29 protein-coding genes are annotated in these 22,216 nt (G+C 27.5%); 1 reads left to right on the plus strand and 28 read right to left on the minus strand.

Annotated elements, in window-relative coordinates; genetic code table 11:
• Positions 1 to 219: 219 nt before the first annotated feature.
• The 20 genes from HV819_RS01045 to HV819_RS01140 form a co-directional block, all read right to left on the minus strand.
• Positions 220 to 1,446, minus strand: coding sequence for a peptidase U32 family protein (locus HV819_RS01045; protein ID WP_154538764.1), 1,227 nt, complete (start codon positions 1,444 to 1,446; stop codon positions 220 to 222).
• Positions 1,439 to 2,071, minus strand: coding sequence for an O-methyltransferase (locus HV819_RS01050; protein ID WP_154538763.1), 633 nt, complete (start codon positions 2,069 to 2,071; stop codon positions 1,439 to 1,441). Before HV819_RS01050 ends, HV819_RS01045 begins: the two co-directional genes overlap by 8 nt.
• The gene (locus tag HV819_RS01055) at positions 2,061 to 3,737 is read right to left on the minus strand and encodes a ribonuclease J (RefSeq protein ID WP_154538762.1); all 1,677 of its coding nucleotides are present in this window, start codon (positions 3,735 to 3,737) and stop codon (positions 2,061 to 2,063) included. Before HV819_RS01055 ends, HV819_RS01050 begins: the two co-directional genes overlap by 11 nt.
• Positions 3,721 to 4,179 carry a Fur family transcriptional regulator gene (locus HV819_RS01060; protein WP_154538761.1) on the minus strand — a complete coding sequence of 153 codons (459 nt, stop codon included), beginning with the start codon at positions 4,177 to 4,179 and terminating at the stop codon, positions 3,721 to 3,723. The genes HV819_RS01055 and HV819_RS01060 overlap by 17 nt, the downstream gene beginning before the upstream one ends.
• 1 nt (position 4,180) lies before the next feature.
• The gene (locus HV819_RS01065; protein ID WP_176269327.1) at positions 4,181 to 4,411 is read right to left on the minus strand and encodes a DUF1292 domain-containing protein; all 231 of its coding nucleotides are present in this window, start codon (positions 4,409 to 4,411) and stop codon (positions 4,181 to 4,183) included.
• Positions 4,404 to 4,823 (minus strand): Holliday junction resolvase RuvX, encoded by a 420-nt coding sequence (gene ruvX, locus HV819_RS01070; protein ID WP_176269328.1) that lies wholly within the window; start codon positions 4,821 to 4,823, stop codon positions 4,404 to 4,406. The genes HV819_RS01065 and ruvX overlap by 8 nt, the downstream gene beginning before the upstream one ends.
• On the minus strand, positions 4,816 to 5,073 hold the full coding sequence (locus tag HV819_RS01075) for an IreB family regulatory phosphoprotein (protein ID WP_154538760.1): 258 nt from the start codon (positions 5,071 to 5,073) through the stop codon (positions 4,816 to 4,818). The genes ruvX and HV819_RS01075 overlap by 8 nt, the downstream gene beginning before the upstream one ends.
• Positions 5,074 to 5,082: 9 nt before the next feature.
• A complete protein-coding gene (alaS, locus tag HV819_RS01080; protein WP_176269329.1) occupies positions 5,083 to 7,695 on the minus strand; it encodes an alanine--tRNA ligase in 2,613 nt (870 codons plus the stop codon).
• 16 nt (positions 7,696 to 7,711) lie between these two features.
• Positions 7,712 to 8,119 (minus strand): RrF2 family transcriptional regulator, encoded by a 408-nt coding sequence (locus HV819_RS01085; protein WP_154538758.1) that lies wholly within the window; start codon positions 8,117 to 8,119, stop codon positions 7,712 to 7,714.
• A gap of 8 nt (positions 8,120 to 8,127) precedes the next feature.
• Positions 8,128 to 8,775, minus strand: a complete 648-nt coding sequence (locus HV819_RS01090; RefSeq protein WP_154538757.1) for a helix-hairpin-helix domain-containing protein — start codon at positions 8,773 to 8,775, stop codon at positions 8,128 to 8,130.
• Between the two features lie 18 nt (positions 8,776 to 8,793).
• Positions 8,794 to 9,105, minus strand: coding sequence for a ribosome silencing factor (gene rsfS / locus HV819_RS01095; RefSeq protein ID WP_154538756.1), 312 nt, complete (start codon positions 9,103 to 9,105; stop codon positions 8,794 to 8,796).
• Complete coding sequence (gene yqeK, locus HV819_RS01100; protein ID WP_154538755.1) at positions 9,098 to 9,658, minus strand: bis(5'-nucleosyl)-tetraphosphatase (symmetrical) YqeK; 561 nt, start codon at positions 9,656 to 9,658, stop codon at positions 9,098 to 9,100. Before yqeK ends, rsfS begins: the two co-directional genes overlap by 8 nt.
• Positions 9,651 to 10,244, minus strand: a complete 594-nt coding sequence (gene nadD / locus HV819_RS01105; protein ID WP_154538754.1) for a nicotinate (nicotinamide) nucleotide adenylyltransferase — start codon at positions 10,242 to 10,244, stop codon at positions 9,651 to 9,653. The genes yqeK and nadD overlap by 8 nt, the downstream gene beginning before the upstream one ends.
• The gene (gene yhbY, locus HV819_RS01110; protein ID WP_154538753.1) at positions 10,244 to 10,531 is read right to left on the minus strand and encodes a ribosome assembly RNA-binding protein YhbY; all 288 of its coding nucleotides are present in this window, start codon (positions 10,529 to 10,531) and stop codon (positions 10,244 to 10,246) included. Before yhbY ends, nadD begins: the two co-directional genes overlap by 1 nt.
• Before the next feature lie 9 nt (positions 10,532 to 10,540).
• On the minus strand, positions 10,541 to 11,824 hold the full coding sequence (obgE, locus tag HV819_RS01115) for a GTPase ObgE (protein WP_154538752.1): 1,284 nt from the start codon (positions 11,822 to 11,824) through the stop codon (positions 10,541 to 10,543).
• A gap of 54 nt (positions 11,825 to 11,878) precedes the next feature.
• Complete coding sequence (rpmA, locus tag HV819_RS01120; RefSeq protein WP_154538751.1) at positions 11,879 to 12,172, minus strand: 50S ribosomal protein L27; 294 nt, start codon at positions 12,170 to 12,172, stop codon at positions 11,879 to 11,881.
• A 1-nt stretch (position 12,173) separates the two neighbouring features.
• Entirely contained in the window at positions 12,174 to 12,485 is a 312-nt protein-coding gene (locus HV819_RS01125; protein WP_154538750.1) for a ribosomal-processing cysteine protease Prp, read from the minus strand.
• A complete protein-coding gene (gene rplU / locus HV819_RS01130; RefSeq protein WP_176269330.1) occupies positions 12,485 to 12,796 on the minus strand; it encodes a 50S ribosomal protein L21 in 312 nt (103 codons plus the stop codon). The genes HV819_RS01125 and rplU overlap by 1 nt, the downstream gene beginning before the upstream one ends.
• 99 nt (positions 12,797 to 12,895) lie before the next feature.
• The gene (thiI, locus tag HV819_RS01135) at positions 12,896 to 14,062 is read right to left on the minus strand and encodes a tRNA uracil 4-sulfurtransferase ThiI (RefSeq protein WP_154538748.1); all 1,167 of its coding nucleotides are present in this window, start codon (positions 14,060 to 14,062) and stop codon (positions 12,896 to 12,898) included.
• Positions 14,062 to 15,180, minus strand: coding sequence for a cysteine desulfurase family protein (locus HV819_RS01140; RefSeq protein ID WP_154538747.1), 1,119 nt, complete (start codon positions 15,178 to 15,180; stop codon positions 14,062 to 14,064). Before HV819_RS01140 ends, thiI begins: the two co-directional genes overlap by 1 nt.
• Positions 15,181 to 15,252: 72 nt before the next feature.
• On the opposite strand from HV819_RS01140, the gene HV819_RS01145 reads away from it, so the two are divergent.
• The gene (locus tag HV819_RS01145) at positions 15,253 to 16,170 is read left to right on the plus strand and encodes a ribonuclease H-like domain-containing protein (protein WP_154538746.1); all 918 of its coding nucleotides are present in this window, start codon (positions 15,253 to 15,255) and stop codon (positions 16,168 to 16,170) included.
• On the opposite strand, the gene HV819_RS01150 is transcribed toward HV819_RS01145, so the two are convergent.
• From HV819_RS01150 to der, 8 genes are read right to left on the minus strand one after another with little or no spacing between them, the layout of a single operon-like run.
• A complete protein-coding gene (locus HV819_RS01150; RefSeq protein ID WP_154538965.1) occupies positions 16,165 to 16,848 on the minus strand; it encodes a uracil-DNA glycosylase in 684 nt (227 codons plus the stop codon). The two genes, HV819_RS01145 and HV819_RS01150, sit on opposite strands and share 6 nt — an antisense overlap.
• On the minus strand, positions 16,826 to 17,293 hold the full coding sequence (gene lspA, locus HV819_RS01155) for a signal peptidase II (RefSeq protein ID WP_154538745.1): 468 nt from the start codon (positions 17,291 to 17,293) through the stop codon (positions 16,826 to 16,828). Before lspA ends, HV819_RS01150 begins: the two co-directional genes overlap by 23 nt.
• Entirely contained in the window at positions 17,290 to 18,057 is a 768-nt protein-coding gene (locus tag HV819_RS01160) for a YlmH/Sll1252 family protein (RefSeq protein WP_154538744.1), read from the minus strand. The genes lspA and HV819_RS01160 overlap by 4 nt, the downstream gene beginning before the upstream one ends.
• Before the next feature lie 30 nt (positions 18,058 to 18,087).
• Positions 18,088 to 18,657, minus strand: a complete 570-nt coding sequence (locus HV819_RS01165) for a cell division protein SepF (RefSeq protein ID WP_154538743.1) — start codon at positions 18,655 to 18,657, stop codon at positions 18,088 to 18,090.
• On the minus strand, positions 18,650 to 19,321 hold the full coding sequence (locus HV819_RS01170) for a YggS family pyridoxal phosphate-dependent enzyme (protein WP_154538742.1): 672 nt from the start codon (positions 19,319 to 19,321) through the stop codon (positions 18,650 to 18,652). Before HV819_RS01170 ends, HV819_RS01165 begins: the two co-directional genes overlap by 8 nt.
• Positions 19,322 to 19,329: 8 nt before the next feature.
• Positions 19,330 to 20,310 (minus strand): NAD(P)H-dependent glycerol-3-phosphate dehydrogenase, encoded by a 981-nt coding sequence (locus HV819_RS01175; RefSeq protein ID WP_154538741.1) that lies wholly within the window; start codon positions 20,308 to 20,310, stop codon positions 19,330 to 19,332.
• An 8-nt stretch (positions 20,311 to 20,318) separates the two neighbouring features.
• The gene (gene plsY, locus HV819_RS01180) at positions 20,319 to 20,897 is read right to left on the minus strand and encodes a glycerol-3-phosphate 1-O-acyltransferase PlsY (protein WP_154538740.1); all 579 of its coding nucleotides are present in this window, start codon (positions 20,895 to 20,897) and stop codon (positions 20,319 to 20,321) included.
• Positions 20,894 to 22,210 (minus strand): ribosome biogenesis GTPase Der, encoded by a 1,317-nt coding sequence (der, locus tag HV819_RS01185; protein ID WP_154538739.1) that lies wholly within the window; start codon positions 22,208 to 22,210, stop codon positions 20,894 to 20,896. The genes plsY and der overlap by 4 nt, the downstream gene beginning before the upstream one ends.
• Positions 22,211 to 22,216: the final 6 nt, after the last annotated feature.

Below are 22,216 nucleotides of genomic sequence, written 5' to 3' on the forward strand. Positions count from 1 at the left end.
TGTTGCAAAGACGCCAAAATTAAAGGTAATGAAAAAGAATAGATATTGAAGTGTATCCATAAAACTGGACGTAATATTTAATTAATTCGTTGTAGTGGATGTGGGTCTGTAAATAGTTTTGTGTATCAACCTAAATCCTGAAATGATATGTACCCTCTTTACCGGACAAACCAGTAAGGATGGTACATATCATATTCTATTCTGTTTTCACTACTTTTTTTATTTTATTTCTCGTCTAACAATATCACCTTTTTGGAGTTCATGGTCTATTTTAATATATACTATTTGTTTTGCCTTATTTGCAGTATCAATATCATTTCCGTTAGAATCTTTCATATTATTTATTTTAAATTCTATATATTCAGAATTATTTCCGAATATTTCAACCTTGTCGCCTAATATAAATTTATTTCTTTCCTCAAGTTTTGCTATTTTTTGATTTTTATCATAATCTAGAACTACGGCAATAAAATCATAATTTCTAATATATGATGAATTTTCATAAATTTGTGCATCTTTGCCAGGTCTTCCATAGAAAAATCCCTTAGTAAAATGTCTATGACTAGCTTTTTTTATTTCATCAAAATATTTTTGTGCAATTTTTTCATTAAATGTACCCTTATAATATGCATTAATTGCTTGCCTATAGCTCCTTATTACAGTTGCTACATAAAATACCGTCTTCATTCTTCCTTCTATTTTAAAAGAATCTATTCCTGCTTCAATTAACTTATCAATTTCATCTATTAAACATAGGTCTTTAGAATTCATAATAAAAGTTCCGTTTTCATCTTCTTCTATAGGATAGTATTCACCTGGTCTTTTTTCTTCTTGAATACTATATTTCCACCTGCAAGCGTGAGCGCAATCTCCCCTATTAGAATCTCTCCCTGTCATATAATTGCTCAATAAGCAACGTCCAGAGTATGAAATACACATAGCACCATGAATAAAACATTCTATTTCTAAATCTTTAGGCACATTTTTTCTAATTTCAATAATCTCATCTAAAGACAGTTCACGTGCAAGTATTACTCTTTTTGCTCCTAAATTATACCAAAAATTAATAGTATGAGAATTCGTAACAGAAGCTTGAGTAGAAATATGTAAATCTATATTTGAGTTTTCTTTAGCTATCATGAAAATACCAGGATCTGATATTATTAATGCATCAACTCCAATTTTATCTAAAAACTTTATATAGTCAACAATACCATCTAAATCATTATCATGTGGTACAATATTCATAGTAATATGACATCTTACATTATGATTATGTGCATAGTCAACAGCTGCTTTTAATTCTTCAGAATCAAAGTTCTTTGAATTTTTTCTTAATCCAAAACTATTTCCAGCCATATAAACCGCATTTGCTCCAAATTTTATTGCTGCTTTTAATTTTTCAAAATCTCCTGCAGGTGCTAATAATTCAACTTCTTTATTCATTAAGCCTCCTTGTGCTTATACTTATTCCATCTCCTATAGGAATTATACTTGTATCAAATTCTTCTAAATTAGTTATATATGATAAAAATTTTCTTAATTTTTTTACTATGGTAATACTTCTTCTTATTATAAGATCATCATTGGATACTTCGCCTCTAAATAAAATATTATCACATACAATAATGCCATCTTTATTTAACAATTTAGAAGCCTTATCAAAATAATATTTGTATTTTGCTTTGTTTGCATCTATGAAAACAAAATCAAAGCCTTGATTTATTTCATTCAAGGCTTTTTTTGCATCCATGTTTATAATATTAATTTGTTTGTTGTATTTAGAAAAGTTTTTTTTAGCTATTTTTGCCATTTCTTCTGATTTTTCAATAGTAGTTATTCTTGCTCTACTATATTTAGAAAAAATTAAAGAAGAGTAGCCTATAGCTGTACCTATTTCAAGAATAGATTTAGGTTTTTTTATATATATTAAGCTTTTAATAAACTCTTTAGTTTCTAACTTCATAATAGGTATATTATTTTCCAAGGCATATTTTCTTTCAAAAATATAATCATCATCTAAATATATATCTTTTAAATATTCGCTTATATAATCATAATTAATATTCATTTTCACTTACTTCTGTTAGTACTGGCAAAATCATAGGATCTCTTCCAGTTTGGTTATATATATATGACTTTAGAGCTTCTCTTATTTGATATTTTATCTGACTAATAGCGTGTATATCCTTATTTTGACACTTATTCATAGTTCTTAAAACTACATCTTTTGAATTTTCAATTAAATCTTGATTTTCTTTAACATAAATAAAGCCTCTTGACACAATTTCAGGATTTGATAAAACTTTTTGAGTATGTTTCTCTATAGTTAAGGATACTACAAGTAGACCATCTTCAGATAAGTGCTTTCTGTCTTTTAATACAATATTACCTACATCCCCTATTCCAGATCCATCCACTAATACATTCCCCGCTTGAACTTTACCATTGATTCGTGCAGATTTTTTAGTAAATTCAAAAATATCTCCATTTTCACCTACTAGTATATTAGAGCTATTCATACCCATATCCATAGCAATTTCTTTATGTTTTTTTAGTTGTCTTGGCTCTCCATGGGCAGGAATAAAGTACTTTGGCGTAGTTAGTTGATGCATTAATTTTATTTCTTCTTGACAAGCATGGCCAGAAGCATGAACTTTAGCTAAAGAATCATATATAATATCACATCCTATTTTAGTCAAGTTATTAATGGTATTATTAATTGACATCTCATTACCTGGGATAGCAGAAGATGATAATATAACTGTATCAGACTCATTTAAATGTATTTGTCTATGCTCATTATTTGCCATTCTTGTCAAAGCAGATAAAGGTTCACCTTGTGTACCTGTAGATAAAATTACGATTTGATCATCTGAATATTGTTTTATATTTTTTATATCAATTAGAGTATTACTCCTAACCTTTAAATATCCTAAATTACCAGCTATTTTTACATTATTTAACATTGAACGTCCAGATAAAACCACTTTTTTATTATACTTTTCAGCAGCATATATTACTTGTTGAACTCTATGAAGATTTGAAGCAAAAGTTGCTACTATAATTCTACCCTTAGCTTGACCAAAAATATTTATAAAGGTTTGTCCAACCTCACTTTCACTCATAGAACTTCCTTCTATTTCTACATTAGTCGAATCAGAAAATAGGCATAAAATACCTTTTTTGCCAAGTTCTGCTAATTTTTGAATATCAGTTGGTTCTCCGTCTATTGGTGTGAAATCCATTTTAAAGTCACCTGTAAATAAAACTGTTCCTATTGGAGTTCTAACAGCTATAGCACATGAGTCCGGTATAGAATGACTTACTCTAATAAATTCACAACTAAGATTTCCTAATTTAACTGTATTATTAACATTAACCATCTTAATCTTATTTGGGTTAAGACCATGTTCTTTAAATTTATTTTCTAATAGACCTTTAGTTAACTTGGAGCAGTATACATTTGTATCTATATTTTTTAATAGGTAAGTTATTCCACCAATATGGTCTTCATGTCCATGAGTGATAAATATACCCTTAAGTTTTTCTTTGTTTTCTTCAATATAAGTAAAATCTGGAATAACTATATCTACTCCTAACATATCTTCATCTGGAAATGTTAATCCACAATCAATAAGAATCATTTCATTTTTATATTCTACTACAGTACAGTTTTTCCCAATTTCACCCAATCCCCCAAGGGGGATAACTTTCAATTTATTTTGCGTTCTCATTTTTACTCCTTATTTCATTTTGACAATCGGAGCAAATCCCATAAATTCTTAAGGAATAATAGTCTAAATCAAAATCATATTTATCTCTAAGTATTTCTGCTAGTTCATCATTTTCTAATATTTTTTCTTCAACTATTTTCCCGCAATTAGTGCAAATTAGATGATCATGATGCTCATCATTTTGCCCAATAAGCTCATAAGTATTAACAGAATCTGTAAATTCTTGTTTGTTTACTATACCTAATTCTTCGAAAATATTTAAAGTTCTATAAACTGTGGCTATTCCAACTTGTTTATTTTCTTGATGAACTATTGAAAAAAGTTCCTCAGGTGTCAAATGTTTTGAATTAGCATTATTTAGAGCATTGAAAATTATTTGTCTTTGCTTAGTGAATTTATGGCCATTTTTTTCAAAAATCTTTTTCAATTGTTCGTTATTCATACTAATCTTCTTTCATATCTTCATATATATTAATAATCTCGTCTAATTCCTTATCATTTTCAATAAACTTAAAACTTACGGAATCTTTTTCTTCAATAACTTCAAAAATAACAATAAAATCCTCATCTAAAGGTTCTAATGCCGCATAAGTTTTTTCATCCACTCCGAATGTGTCGATTATATTAAATTCGACTTCTTTATTATCTTTGTCTTTTAAAACAATTTTATCCATTAGATCTCCTATCTAAATAGGTTTGTAAAATAAAGGTTGCTGCAATCTGATCTATGTATTTTTTTCTATTTTCTCGTCTTACAGACATATCCATTAATACTTTGTTAGATTGCAAGCTTGTCATTCTTTCATCTTGATATTTAATTTCAATATCAGTCGTGCTTTTTAATAAGCTTACAAAAGAAATCACCTTCATAGCCTGTGGGCCTAAGGTGTCATTCATATTTTTAGGAAGTCCAATTACTATTAAATCAACTTCTTTTTCTTCTATTATTTCTAATAGTTTTTCTATATCCAAGCTAGCTTTTTGTCTTTTTATTGTAATATAAGCTTGTGCAGTAATAAATAAAGGATCGCTAAGTGCGACCCCTATAGTTTTATCGCCCAAGTCTAGTCCCATTATCCTACTCATTTATATAATAATTAATAATTTCTTCCAATATTGTATCTCTATCAACTTGCCTTATAAGCTTTCTAGCATTATTATGGCCTGTTATATAAGTAGGATCTCCACTCATTAGATAACCTATTATTTGATTTGTTGGTTTATAACCCTTATCTTCTAAAGCCTTATAAACTTCAGTAAGAATTTCCCTTATATTTACTTCTTTTTCTTCTTGTGGTTTAAAACGCATAGTTTCATTGAAATTATTATCTGACATTTTTACTCCTTATATTAATTGATAAACTGCATTTAAAGCCTCATCTAGCTTTGAAATATCTTTACCACCAGCTTGAGCAAAGTTTCTTTTGCCGCCCCCATTTCCACCTGTTATTTTACTTATAATTCTAACAATTTGTCCTGCATTGTATCTATCCACTAAAGAGTCAGAAATTGAAGCAGTGAAAATAATTTTCCCATTATTTACAGTTGCAAAAACAATAATCAAATCTTTATAATTATTTTTCATCCTATCTTCAAAGTTTCTTAAAGTTTCCATATCTATGTTGTCAAACTTATGAACTAAAAGATTTATTCCATTAATATTTTCTACGCGATTAGCTATATCATTAAATACATCTTCATCATTAAGTCTTTTTAATTTTTGGACTTTTTCCTTTAGCGATTTTACTTCATTTTCCAACGAATCAATTCTATCTAAAATATTTTTAGGATTAGTTTTTAATTTATTAGCTATTTTTTCAATCTTATCAATATTAGAATTAGTCAATTCATATACTTTTTTCCCAGTATAGGCTTCAATCCTTCTAATACCTGCTGCTGCAGAAGATTCTTGAATTATTTTAAATATTAAAACTTCTGATGAATTATTTACATGACATCCACCACATAGCTCTTTCGAATAATCACCAATGGAGACAACTCTTACCATGTCCTTATATTTATCTTCAAATAATCCAATAGCTCCTATTTTTTCTGACTCTTCATATGGCATTATCTGTTTTTTTACAGGTAGTTGTTCTCTTATTTTTTTATTAACTTCATCTTCTATTTTTCTTATCTCTTCCTTTGTAAGAGCTTTAGAATAAGTAAAATCAAATCTTAGCTTATCTGCATCTACTAATGAGCCTGCTTGATTGACATCTTCCTTTAATACATTTCTTAAAGCTTGATCTAGCAAGTGAGTAGCTGAGTGATTTCTTGTTATGTCTAGTCTTCTATCCTTATCAACTATAAATTTAGCTGAAGTTTTAGATAAATTCCCTTCTATAACTTCTATATAGTGAACAATTACATCTTTTTTCTTTTGTACATCATATACTCTAGCTTTTGTATCTTCTGTTACTATAAAACCTGAATCTGCAACTTGTCCACCACTTTCGGCATAAAAAGAAGTCTTATCACTTATTACTATACCCTTTTTACCCTCTTTTATAAAGTTTAAATCCTTGTTTTGATCAAATAAACCTATAATATTAGCTTCTACACTGAGCTTATCATATCCAACGAAATCTGTTTTATCGAAACTATCGATGTTTATTGATTCAAGCGACCAACCAGAATCTGACTTTCTGGCACTTCTTGCAAGTTCTTTTTGTTTTTCCATAAGCTTATTAAATTCGTTGATATCTACACTTAAATTATTTTCTTCTAAAATTTCTCTAGTTAAATCAAGTGGAAATCCATAAGTATCATATAATTTGAAAGCATCAGCACCATTTAATACGCTTTCGTTATGATCTTTTAAATTTTTTATATATGAGTTTAATATATCAAGGCCACTATCAATTGTTTTTTGGAAGTTCTCTTCTTCCTTACTTACTATTGAAAGAATTCTATCCTTGTTTTCTATTAATTCATTATATTCAATTTTATAAGTATCTATTATCTTTTCAATTACAGATTTCAAAAACTCATTCTTTATACCTAGTAATTTACCATGTCTATAGGCTCTTCTTATAAGTCTTCTTAAAACATAACCTCTCTTTTCATTAGAAGGTAATATTCCATCACTGACCATAAAGGTAATGGCTTTTGCATGATCGGCAATAACTCTAATAGAAATATCATCTTTTTCATCTTCCTTATATTTTTTATTTGAAAGATTCTCTATTTCTTTAATAATACTTTGATTTACATCAACCTCAAATATATTATCTTTACCTTGAAGGACCATGGCTATTCTTTCAAGTCCCATACCTGTATCTATATTAGGATGAGATAGGGGAATATACTCTTTGTTTGCATTTTTATTAAATTGGGTGAAAACCAAATTCCAAACTTCCATAAATCTATCAGAATCATCATTTCCAGGCTTATTATCATTTTCATCAATCGCCTTATCTATTCCTCTATCAACAAAAATTTCTGAATCAGGTCCACAAGGTCCTACTTCAAGCTCCCAAAAGTTATCTTCTTTTCCAAATTTTAATATTCTTTCGCTATCTAAACCTATTTCATCATGCCATATATCATAGGCTTCATCATCATCTTCAAATACTGACACCCAAAGGAGATTTTTATCTATTTCAAGATTCACAGTTAAGAATTCATATGCCCAATGTATAGCCTCTCTTTTAAAATAATCACCGAAGGAAAAATTTCCAAGCATTTCAAAAAAAGTTCCATGCCTTTCAGTCATTCCTACCCTATCTATATCTCCTGTTCTTATACATCTTTGAGATGAAGTGGCTCTATTATTTTTCATTTTTTTCTCACCAGTAAAATATTTTTTCAACGGTGCCATACCAGCATTTATTAATAATAAGGATTCATCATCTTCTGGGATAAGTGGAAAAGATTTTAAAACTGTATGATTTTTTTTCTTTCCAAAAAAATCTAAGTATTCTCTTCTAACTTCATTCATTCCTAATTTCTTCATCTATTGTATCTCCTAATTAATCAAATTTTTCATTCACCATATCTTGTATGGTTATTGAGTTAACAGCATTATTAATTGCTTTATCTATTTTTGTAAATACGTAATAGGCTTCACATTCTTCATTATCGCAATTTGTCCTATTAGCAACACACTGACTTGAAGTCATCTCACCTTCTAAAACTCTTAATACATCTCCAACAGTTATTTCACTAGAGTTTCTTGATAATTTGTATCCACCTCTAGCTCCTCTTGCTGAAACTACTATATTATTATTTTTTAAAATTCTTATTAATTGTTCTAAATAATTATCAGGTAATTTTAAGGCATTTGAAATATCAGAAACTGAAATATAACCTTTATCCTCGTTCTCTGCCAAGTAATGAACAGCTCTTAACCCATATCTTCCTCTTGTTGATAATTTCATAAACAACCTCAATCTACAACTATCATATCTTTCATTGCTTCAAAATATTTATCACCAATACCAGAAACATTTTTAATATCTTCTATTTTATTAAACTTATTACCTTCTCTATATTCAATTATTGCTAAGGCTCTTTTCTCACCTATATTAGGTAATGTCATTAATGTAGCTTTATCGGCAGTGTTTATATTTACCTTATGCTTATTTTTATTTGCATCAGTTACAAGAACATCAGCCTGATTTATTTGTTCTTGATCACTTTTTTTGTCATTTATATTTGGAATAATGATTCTCATTTGATCTTCTAGCCTTAAGGCTAAGTTAATCCTATTGATATCAGCATCATCAGATAAACCACCTGCATTTTTGACTAAGTTGTCTAACCTATCATTTTTATTTACCGTATATACACCAGGGTTTTTTATCTCACCACTAATATGTACTTTTATTGAAGAGTCATCATTACTTTTGCTATTCGTAGTAAAAGTATCTTTATTATCATTGCTTTTATAATTAGTTAAAGAAGAAATAGAATCCTTATTTCTATTTATGACAAGTTCTTCATTATCTTTTCTATTAACAAAATTATAAGATAAGGTTAATACTATTAAAATAGCTAAGGCAATAATTATCTTATCTTTTTTATCATTATCCATTTTTAACCTCTACATTAATTAAGACTCCCACAGATCTTCAATATTATAAAAGCTTCTTTGAGATGAAGTGAATATATGGACTACTACATCTCCACAATCAATTAATATCCAGTTTCCATCTCTAAGTCCCTCTACTGAAAGTATATCATAGTTTTCCTTTTTTAAATTCTCTTCAATATATTCTAAAAGTGCTTTATTTTGATTTATTGAATTACCAGTAGCTATAATAAAATAATCAGCTATTGATGATTTGTTCTCTAAATCAATTACTTTTATATTACTTGCTTGCTTATTTTCTAACGTTTTAATTATTATATCTAATTTACCCATTTTTCTCCTTTAATAAGTAATTCCTAGCCAAAATTGTTAATGGAAAAATAATTAATCCCCTATCAATTAAAGATTTAATATTACCATCTAGGGTTTTTAATACAGCTTTATCTAAATCTTTGAAGGCTAAATTTCTTATTTCTTCTACTCCTTGATAATTTCTTTTTTCCTCACATGCATCAGCTAAAAAAATGATTTTTTCAAGCTCCGTCATATTAACTCTTCCCGTTGTATGATATTTTATTGCATTTAGAATTTCTTCATCATTAATATTATACTCTTTCTCAGCAATAATTTTTCCTAAAAACGCATGAATAACAGCCTTGTTTTCTAAGATTTCTTTATCAAAATTACAATAATTTTTGTATTTATCTAGGTAATACTTTTCATTATACTTGGCACAGTCATGTAAAATAGCGGCAGTTTCTATTTTATAATTATCTAGTCTTTTGTTTAATTTTAAAGCAAAGTCTCTAACCCTAAGGCAATGATTAAATCTTTTTATACCAATATTATCTATAAGCTTATCTTTATATTCATCTAAATTAAACATATAAATCCTTCTTTTTTATAATAAGTTCCACATCATCTGTTACTAGGTATTTTATACTTTTTTTATTCATTACAAGTTTTCTAATAAGACTTGATGAAATATCAACGACCAAGTTGTCTATTATAAAAATATTATCTCTAAATTTACTATAATGATTGAGTTTATTTTTAATTTTTTTACCATCATCAGAATATCTCTTGAATACTATAATATTATTTTCTAAAATTCTTTTATAGTTTTTCCATGTTTCAATTTCTAAAAAAGAATCTTCACCCATAATAAAAAATATTTCATCTTCATTATAGGCATTAACAAAGTATTCTATGGTTTGAAATGTATAATGAATATTATTATCTTTATAATCATAATCATTAATTTCTATTCTAGGATTATCTTTTATAGCCTCTTTAACCATTTTTACCCTAATTTCAGTAGAACTTTTATGATTTTTAAGTTTATGAGGAGGATTAGAATTAGGTAGAATAAAAATTTTATCCAGTCCCATTAGATTTATACAATTTTCCATAACAATCAAATGGCCTACATGTATAGGATCAAATGTCCCCCCAAATAATCCGATTTTCATTATAAGCTAATTTTATTATTATTTTTACTTTTTCTATAAATAGTAAAAATATTACCTAAATGAGAAACAAATTCACAATTTAGCTTTTCAATAGCTTCATCAATTATTTCATTATTATCATCTAAGTTATTATTTAAAATTTTAATCTTTATTAGTTCTCTTTTTTCCAAAGCTTCATCTATAGCATCAATAACTTCTACGCTTAGTGAATTTTTGCCTATATTAATAATAGGCTTTAAATCATGTGCTAAGCTTTTTAGCTGTGACCTTTGTTTTCCTGTTAGCATAAATTCTCCTTACTCATAATAATCAAATACTATATCACCTATAGCAACAGAGTCTCCTTCTTCTATACCCATTTCCAAAAATTTATCGAAAACACCCATATCTCTAAGTTTTTTTTCAAAATACATTCTACTATCATAATCATCTAAATTAACTCTTTCTAAAAGCTTATCTATCCTATATCCAGTACAAACGTAAATTCCTTCTTCCTTATAGAATTCGAGATTTCCATTTTCCATATTTTTATTATAGTAGTTTTGTAAATAACTTTCATTTATTTCTTCATCTAGAGTATATTTTTCTTCATCAATTTTAGAAAGAACTTTAGTTACTTCATCAATTAGTTCTTTAATTCCTTGAGTGGTTGCTGCTGATATTTTAAATATTTTATACTTATCTTTAAATTCATTTTCAAATTTTTTATAATTTTCATTATAATCAAGATCTGACTTATTTAGAGCCACTATTTGATATTTGTCAGAAAGTTTCTCATCATAAAGTTTCAATTCTTTATTTATTAATTTAAAATCTTCAATTGGATTTCTTCCTTCTAAACCAGATATATCCACTAAATGAATTAGTATTTTACACCTTTGAATGTGTTTTAAAAAGTCATGTCCAAGCCCTTGTCCTTCATTAGCACCTTCTATTAATCCAGGTATATCCGCAACTATAAAGGATCTTTCTTTATCCACTTTTACTACACCTAAATTTGGGTCAAGTGTTGTAAAATGATAATTAGCAATTTTAGGTTTAGCTTTTGTAATTACTGAAATAAGAGTAGATTTCCCAACATTTGGTAGACCTACTAACCCAACATCGGCTAAAATTTTAAGTTCTAAACTTACTTCTATACTTTGTCCTTTTCTTCCTTTTTGGGCAAATCTTGGTGCCTGTCTGGTTGAAGTTTTGTAATGAACATTACCTTTTCCACCTCGACCACCCTTTGCTATTAGAAATTGCTCACCATTTTTCTTTAAATCTTTAATTATTGTATTACTTGATACTTCTCTAATTATTGTTCCAACTGGTACATATAAAACAAGGTCTTCACCTTTTTTTCCGAACCTCTTTTTACCCATACCATTTTCGCCATTTTCTGCCCTATATTTACTTTTATATCTATATTCTTCAAGAGTTGATAGTGAATTGGTTGCCTTTATGTAAATATTAGCCCCATCTCCTCCATCTCCCCCAGCAGGTCCTCCTGTAGGTTCATATTTTTCTCTTCTAAAAGCTACAGCTCCATCCCCACCATTTCCTGCATGAAGTTCTATTTTAGCATAATCTATCATAGCTATTTTTCCTCTTTATAAAAAAAGCTTGCCATATGGCAAGCTAGTTCTCTATTAAGCAATGTCTTGCTTTGGGTATACAGAAACTTGTTTTCTATTTTTACCTTTTCTTTCAAATTTTACAACACCTTCAATAGATGCAAAAAGAGTATCATCTCCACCAATTTTGACATTTTTACCTGGATGGATTTTTGTTCCTCTTTGTCTAACAATTATTGTTCCTGCATTTACAGTTTGACCATCTGCCCTTTTAACACCTAATCTTTTAGCATTGGAATCTCTACCATTTTTTGAAGAAGAAACCCCTTTTTTACTAGAAAATCTTTGCAAATTAATGTTTAAAAACATCCTAAACCTCCTCATAGTTTAATTTAATATATTCGCTATAATTTGTAAGCAGTGTTTTTATACCTATCTCAAAAGTTTGTAAAATAACATTACTTTGACTACTAGCTTTTTTTACAACTACACACATTATATCATTATCATCATGAAATTCTAGATTATAATTATAAAAATCAAGACTATTAATGCATGTATAAGCTAGCGTTGATACTGCTGCACAAACTATATCAAATCCATGCTCATCGAAATTTGCATGACCTTGGATTTTAAATCCAATTTTTTTTTTATTTTTTAATAATAAAGTAACATCAATCATTAGCAAGAAATTTTGTTAATTTCCACTAAAGTATATGGTTGTCTATGACCTTTTTTAGTCTTAGATGCTTTTTTAGGTCTGTATTTAAATACAACAATTTTTTTGTCTTTTGCTTGGTCTTTTACAGTAGCTTCAACCTTAGCATTTTCTAGTATTGGAGTACCAACTTTTAGGTCCCCCTCATTTTCAACTAAAAGAACTTCTTCAAAGTTGACATTTTCTCCTATTTCAGCATTAAGTTTTTCAATTCTAACTAAATCGCCTTCTGATACTTTATATTGCTTTCCACCTGTCTTAATTATAGCGTACATAGTACACCTCCTGTTTACATTCTCGCCAGTCAAGGTGATCAGAACCCATACTGAGCGGTTTACTTATATATATTACCAATATTTGTATTTTTTGTCAAATTAAATGTCAAATATTTCCATATTCTCAATAGCTTCAGACTCTAATTTCTCTATAGATAATTTTTTTTCACTATCTTTTATATAATTTAATTTAGGTTTTGTTATTGGGTTCGATGGCGCAAATATTGAACAGCAATCGTCATAAGGCTCTATGGATTTCTCATAAGATCCCATATGTATAGCTCTATTAATTATTTCTATCTTATCTAAGGCAACAAGAGGCTTAAATATCTGATAATTTGTAGCATCTCCAATTACGCTCATTGATTCTAATGTTTGACTTGCTACCTGCCCTAAGCTTTCTCCCGTAATTATGGCATCATAATTATTTTTTTGACATATTTTTTCCGATATTCTCATCATAAATCTTCTAGATAAAATAGTAGTTTGATTTCTGTTGCAATTTTTATTTATTGCTTTATATATTTCAGCCATGTTTATTGAAAATACTTTCATTTCACCAGTATACTGAGATAGGATTTTTGCAAGGTCTAGTGCCTTATTTAAAGCTCTTTTTGATGTAAATGGATATGAATGGAAATGAATACAATTGATTTTCATTCCTCTTTTAGCCATCATATACCCTGCAACAGGAGAATCTATGCCTCCTGATAAAAGTAGAAGACCATTACCACTAGAGCCTACAGGAAGACCACCATTTCCCTCTATTCTATCTGCATAAATATAAGCATATTTTTTTATATCAATGAAAACTTTAAAATCAGGATTATGAACATTGACACTAAGGTTATTTTTACTAGCATATTTCTTTAATATATAAGCACCAATTATTCTAGATAGTTCTGGAGATTGTATATCAAAAGACTTATCAACTCTGTTAGTTTCTACTTTAAATGTTTTATCTTTTAAATCCATATTATCTAAAATTTCTGATGTGGCTTCTTCTATCTTGTTTATATCCTTATCACATTTTTTTATTTTTGATATATAAATTATTCCAAATACTTTTTTTATTTCTATAATTAAGCTATCAAATTTCTCCTTATCAGCACTTATGTAAAGTTTTGAACTTTCAAGATACATATCATCATAACCTATATCTTTAATATTTCTTTTTATATTATTGATAGCAGATTTAAAAAATTTATTTCGATTCTTACCCTTTAAAAATAATTCACCAAAACTTACTGATAATAAATCATTCATTAAAATACCATCCTTATTTCTTCTACATGTTTCTTTAAACTTCTTACTACTTTATCTAAATCTTCAAAACTTATATCACTTGAAAATGAAAATCTTATAGAACCATCTTTATATTTATCATCTAATCCTATTGCATCAAGTATTCTATTATCCTTACCCTTGGAACATGCAGAGCCACTTGATATATAAATTTTATCTTCTTCTAGCATATGAAGTAAAATTTCAGATTTGATTTTTTCAAAACTAATATTTAATATATATGGGCTTGAATTCTCTATGCTGGAATTAACATGGATATTTTCAATATTATCCATAACTTTATTTCTTAGGTATAAATTAAGTTTTTTTACATAATCTATATCCTCTTTTTCTTTTGACAAACTAAGTGCTTTATAAAATGCATATATAGCAGGTGCATTAAGTGTGCCTGATGAAACAAGTTCTTGTCTTCCACCAAATAAATAAGTTTTAATTTTACCTAATTTTTTCTTATTTATATATAGCCCACCTATTCCTTTAGGGCCATGTATTTTATGAGACGAGAAGCTTAGGGCATCAACACCTAAATTTTTCACATTACAATCAATTTTACCTAAAGCTTGAGTAGCATCTAAGTGAATGAATACATTCTTATTTTTATTTCTTATCACTTCATTTATTTTTTTAACATTTTGAATTGTGCCTATCTCGTTTTGAACATATATAAGAGAAATAAGATTGGTTTTATCATCAACTAAATTTTCCAAATTTTTTATATCAATAAAACCAAAATTATCATTATCTACTAATTTAACTTCCTTAAATTGGGTATTATTAAATGTATCAATTACAGATGCATGTTCAAGTTTTGATGTTATTGCAGTATTTTCAGAAGATTTAAAGGAATTTATAATAATATTGTTAGACTCTGTAGCTCCTTTAGTAAAAAATATTTCATTCTCGTCTGAACCAATATAGTCTGCAATAAATTTTCTACTTTCCTTAACTTTTTCTTCAACTTCCATTCCAAAACTATGTAAAGCAGATGGATTAGCAAAATAATTTCTTTCAAATTCTTTTTCAATATCTATTACTTCATCATACATTCTTGTTGTTGCTGCATTATCTAAATAAATCATATTATCACTCCTTTTAACTAGTTTATTATATAATTACAAGCATATAAAATCAAATATTGGTATAATGATTTTATGCTTAATGTTAGATATAGATATAAAAAGAAGAATATAGATAAAGATGAATTGATTTTAGATATAGAAACTACTGGACTTAATGCCCAATTCGAAAATTTGGTTGTCTTAGGTCTTATATATTTTGATAATAAAAGAAATGATTTTTATATAGATCAATATTTTGCAAAAACAGATAAGGAAGAGATTAAATTATTAAAAATTTATCTTAAAAAAGTAAAAAATAAAAAAGTGATAACTTATAATGGTGATATATTTGATATTCCCTTTCTAAATATAAGGCTTGAATACCATAATTTAAATCCTATATGGCCTAATTGCTTAGATCTATATAAACTAATTAAATCAAAACGTAAATTTCTTTCCTTGGATTCAATGAAGCTTATGGATATGGAAAAAAGAATTGGAATTTTTAGAAATGATCCATCTAGGTATAAGGTTATAAGTAAATTAAATAATGATCTAAAATCAAGGAATAAACCTTGGCCTATTTTAATCCATAATAAGAATGATCTGATCGCTACAGAATCTCTAGCTAATATTGGTGAGATAATAAATAAAAAACTTTCAATTAATATAAATGATTATATTATATATATAGATAATGCTAATATTGACAATAATGTGGCTAAAATCATTTTGAGATCTAATAAAACTTTTCTCAATTCCTATTTTTCATCAAGTAATTATATTTTAAAAACCAATTATAAAAAAATAGAATTAGATTTATTGGTTTTATATGGAAATATTTCAAAAAATGCACAAGGCTTTGTAACTATAAATAATTTTAATATAGAAAATAAAAATAGCTATAAAATAGATAAAAATCTTATTACTATAATGGAAGATGGTGTATATAACATAGCTAATATCTTAAATATAGTTAAATCGCTAATTATAGAGAACCTAGAATTATAATTCTAGGTTCTCTATTTGCCAATCAATTGGTTTTAAATTGTTTTCTTCTAAAAATTTATTTGTTCTTGAAAATGGTTTTGAACCAAAAAATCCTCTGTGTGCTGAAAAAGGTGATGGGTGAGGACTTTTTATTATTAAATGCATTGGATTTGTTAAATATACTTCTTTTGATTGAGCAAATTTACCCCATAAGATAAAAACCAATGGTTCATTTTTTTCATTTAATTTTTTTATTATATTATCAGTTAGTATAGACCATCCCAAATCCTTATGTGAATTAGCAAAACCAGCCCTAACAGTTAATACTGAATTTAATAATAAAACTCCTTGATCAGCCCACTTCTCTAAGTTTCCATGATTTGGTATATAAAGAGAAAGATCATCTGCTAACTCTTTATATATATTTAAAAGAGATGGTGGTATAGCTATACCTTTCCTAACAGAAAAAGAAAAACCATGAGCTTGACCTTTTCCATGATATGGGTCTTGACCTATTATAACAACTTTGCTATCCTCATATGATACCTTTTTTAAGGCATTAAATATATCATACATATTGGGATAAATGGTATAATTTTTGTATTCTTTTATAAGATTTTTTCTCAAATTTAAATAGTAATCCTTAGTCCATTCATCTTTCAATATTTCATCCCAATCATTTCCTAATACTACTGACATTTTTTTCACCATCCATTTCTCCAAAAATAATAAATACAATTAAAAGAAATGATCCCATTGTAACTAAAATATCAGCGATGTTAAATATTGGAAAATTAATAAATGAAAATTCAATAAAATCTACTACATATGAGTGTATCAATCTATCATAAAAATTTCCTATAGCTCCTGATATTATAAGTGATAAGGCAATATTTAATAATTTTGGATTTGTTTTTACATTTTTAATAAAATAATAAAGTAGATAAGTAACTACAACTAAGGTAAGAATTATAAAAAACATCCTCTTGTTTTGTAAAATACCAAAGGCAGCACCCTTATTTTCTAAATATATTAAATTTATAAGCTTAGTATAGACAGGATTTTCTATAAAAATATTTTTAGCATATACTTTAGTAATTCTGTCTAATAAAATTCCTAGTATTATAATTATTGTGTAAATCATTTGTACTTCCTATACTTTATTCGATAATTTCCCTTTTTACTTAATCCTTTAATTTCATCAAAGATAAATCTTCCATAAGACCTAATAGATATAAGACTACCCTCTTGAACTTCCTTTGATGGATTATCTATAGTTTGATAATCAATTTTAACTAACCTTCTGCTAATTATATTCTTAGCTTTAGCTCTTGAAAGATTAATTAGTTCGGAGATTATATTATCAAGTCTAAGCGAAGAAACAAATCCCATAAATTCATTATATTCAATATCTAAGTTTTGCATAGTATTATCTTCTTTAAATTTAAGATTTATACTTTCATCTTTTATTTTACTAAGATTAAATTTAACAAAATTTTTCTCTTTATTTAAAATTACAAATTCACAAATACCATATTCTATGAATATATCTCCTATATCATTTCTTTCAAGACCTAAATTCATAAGTGATCCTAAAACATCTGGATGTCTTATATCTTTGTGAGTAAATTCTAAGACACTGAAATAGTCCTTACTATTAAGATTTGAAGAGTAAGGATTTGCTATAAATATCTTTCTTTCACTTTTTATATTAGGAGAAAGAAATACTATATCAATACTATTTAATCGTGCTATATCTTTAATAATCTTAATTTCAAATGGATTCAAAAAAAAGCTAGAAACTTCTTTGTGTGTATAGAAAGATTTTTCTAAAACTGATATAGCTTTTTTTAAATTAGATTTAATATACTTATCTTCAACAAAATCTATATTATATTTTAATTTCATAATAAAAATTAAAGACCGACTTTAGCCGATCTATAATTGATTATAATTTCCTGTAGAAATTTGATCTTCAACATAATTATCTATATCAATCCCCTTAGGACATATTACAAATATACCTTTTGATACTTTTTCTACTTTACCATCTAGTGCATATACAGCCCCAGATACAAAGTCTAATATTTGTCTTTTTTTATCAACTTCTAGCATTTCTAAGTTAAGTACTACTACTTTTTTATCTAGTATATCATCAACTATTTTAGGACCATCTTCATCATAAGAAATTGGTTCTTGAATTGAAATTCTAAACCTAGAAGATGAACTTTGACTAAAGTTTTTATTAGAATCGTTCATACTAAGTATGTTATCTCCTCCCCTAGTTTTTCTTTGTTGATTATTTGAAGAGTAATTATTTGAATAAGAAGAATATACACTACTAGTATCACTTAGATTAGTACTTGTCTTATAGTCATATGTAGAACTAGGTGTATAAGTATTATCTATATTTTCTTCTTTTTTTTCTTCTTCTCTCATTTCATTATCATCTTCATAGTCATCGTATTCTTCATTAATACCTATAAAATCCTTAAATTTTTCAAACATTATTGTACATCCTTTTACCAAAAATTTTTGACCCTATTCTTACGATATTTGAACCTTCTTCAAGGGCTATCTTATAATCGTTAGTCATTCCCATTGAAAGATATATCATATCAATATTATTATAACTTAAATTGGATAATTTATCGAATGTTTTTTTAAGCTGTCTAAAACAGCTTCTAATTAGCTCTTTATTTTCTGTATCTGGAGCAATTGTCATTAAACCTTTTATATGAATAAAATCTAAATTTTTAGCCTCATTTATAAAGTTTTCAATTTCTTCTATATAAATACCAAACTTTGTCGCTTCTCTTGAAACATTTACTTGTATAAGGCAATCTTGGACTATGCCAAGATTTTTTGCTCTAGAATTAACCTTATCTAAAATTTTTAGTGAATCTATTGAGTGAATTAATTTAACCTTACCTACGATTTTATTTACTTTATTTGATTGTAGGTGACCGATTAAATGCCAATTTATATCCTTATTTAAAAGCTCTATTTTTCCAATAAGCTCTTGGACTTTATTTTCACCAAAATCTCTTAGACCACAGTCATAAGCTTCTTTGATTTTCTCTATGCCATGAGTTTTACTAACTGCTAAAAGCATAGCATCGTAATTTTTCAAATCATTTTCTATTGATTTTATATTATCCTTAATTGTCATAATACCACCTAATATTCACTTTTTTTATCCCTATTCATCAGATTTTTTACTGATATGCTAGGATCTTGACCTTCGTACAAAACTCTATAAATCTCAGTAGTTATTGGTAGATCCAAACCTTCCTTGTTTGATAGTTCATAAAGTGCCCTGGTAGTAGGTATTCCTTCTACAACCGTCTTTACTTCATTCATCGCTTCATCTAAGCTATAGCCTTTTCCGACTAAAATTCCACACCTATTATTTCTTGAATGATTACTTGTAGCAGTTACAATTAAATCACCAATACCACATAATCCATTAATAGTCTTACTAGAAGCTCCATGACTTATAGCGAATTTATTCATCTCAAAAATTCCTCTAGTCATTATAGCAGCCTTTGTATTATCGCCAAATTTTAATCCTGTTGCCATACCTATTCCAAAGGCTAAAACATTCTTAATAGCTCCACCAATTTCTACTCCTATCACATCATCCGAAGTATATACTCTTAAATAATCACAGGTAAATAAATCTTGTACATTTAAAGCGATTTTTTGATTTTTTGATGCACAAACCAAAGCTGTTGGCATTTTATCAATAACCTCTTCTGCATGAGATGGTCCACTTAATACCGCATACTGACACTTGCTATTTAATTCTTCAATAATTTCAGAAATTCTCTTATATGTTTTAATCTCTATCCCTTTAGAAAGATTTATTAATATTTTATTGCTTAGCTTTTCTTTAACCCCTTCTAAAACCTCTCTGATTGCTTGAGTTGGAATAGCATTAATTAAAATTTTATTTCTAAAAAGATCTTCAATATTATCAGTTGCCCTAATATTTTTGTTTAATAGTTTATTAGGAAAATATTTTTTATTAATATGCTTATTGTTTATATTGTTAACATCTTTTTCATTTCTAGCATACATTAAAACTTTGTTATTTTCAGCTAAAACACAAGCTATGGCACTAGCCCATGATCCTGCTCCTATTATTGAAATTTCCATATTTTTCCTCAAAACATTTTCTTTTCTTCATTATTTTTAATTCTTATTATATTACTCCTATGTTCTACTATTACAAATACTGCGACTATAAATATAACTATAGTAAAAGCGTGCATAGAATAGAAATAATAAGCTATAAAAGGTGCCAAAAATGCAGCTGTAAGAGATGCTTTTGATACTGTTCTTGTTATAAGAAAAACTACTACAAAAGCAAATAAAAGTATAAAAAATACTCTTAAATCATAAGCAAACAAAGCTCCTGCAGATGTTGCAACACCTTTTCCACCCTTAAATTTTAAAAATATTGAAAAAATATGACCAATTATAACAAATACTAGAGCAAGTAAAGCAAAACTATTCCCATAAAAGAACAAAGGAATGTACACAGCAACCAATCCCTTTGCTATATCTAAAAATAAGGTAAAGCATCCAGCCAAAGGACCAAAATTTCTAAATACATTTGTTGTTCCAGGATTTCCACTACCTAAGCTTCTTATATCTTTTTTAAAAAATATTTTTCCAATTATATATGAAAAAGGAATAGAGCCTATAAGATATGAAATTATAGCTATCAATATATATATCATTTTTCTTTCCTTTCTCTTACATCAAATATAAATGAAACTCCTTTTAGGCTATAATTTTGTCTAATTTGATTTTCCATATACCTAAGGTAAGAAAAATGCATAAGTTGCCTATCGTTAACATAAAGTAAGAATTTTGGTGGTGCCGTTTGAACTTGAGAGATGTAAAATATTTTCAACCTTTTTCCCTTATCTTGTGGTGTAGGATTCATCATAATTGCATCTTGTAATATTGTATTAAGTATTCCTGTTTTTATTCTTGTATGATAGTTATTGTCAACAATTTCAATCAAATTTAAAAGATCAGTGATCCTTTGTCCCTTTAATACCGATATAAATATTATAGGTGCATATAAAGCAAAAGATAATTTATTTCTTATATCCATTTCCATATTTTTCATGGTGTTAGTATCTTTTTTAACTATATCCCATTTATTTACAGCTATAATAATTGCCTTATTCCTATTGTGAGCATATCCCGCTATTTTAGCATCTTGTTCTGTAACACCTACTGTAGCATCTATCAAAAATAAACAAATTTCAGAACTATCAACAGCATCAAATGTTCTTTGGTTAGCATAATACTCTATATTATCGATTACCTTATTTTTCCTTCTAAGACCTGCGGTATCTATAAGGACATAATTTTTATTATTATATTGCCAATATGAATCAATAGCATCCCTAGTAGTTCCTGCAATATTTGTTACAATCATCCTGTCTTCATTAAGCAAATAGTTTACTAAAGATGATTTACCAGCATTAGGTTTACCTATAATAGCAATTCTTGTTGCGTCAAGATCTGTATCAAACTTTGAAAAATCTATAAAAGAAATTATCTTATCTAAAAGATCCCCTAAGTTTTTAGAACCTTCTGCAGAAATAGCTATAAGATCATCAAATCCAAATTTATAAAAATCATATAAGTGATCTGGAATTTTACCGCGATCTATTTTATTCGCAACAATTATTACCTTTTTATTATATTTTCTAATTTCATTTGCTATATCTGAATCATGAGGATTAATTCCTTCTCTTCCATCAACAACAAAAAGAATCAAATCTGATTCGAACAGAGCTTTTTCAACTTGTGATTTAACTTCTTGATTCATAATATCTTTATTTGATATATCAAGCCCACCTGTATCTGCAAGTATAAATTCATGACCAGTCCATTCTACTTTATCGTAGACCCTATCTCTTGTTACTCCGTTTACATCTTCAGTAATGGCCTTCCTTTTTCCAACTAATTTATTAAAAAGGGTAGATTTACCAACATTTGTTCTACCCACTAAGGTTACTATTGGTGCATTCATATTATC

Source organism: Anaerococcus faecalis (assembly GCF_013371425.1).
GTDB lineage: Bacteria > Bacillota > Clostridia > Tissierellales > Peptoniphilaceae > Anaerococcus > Anaerococcus porci.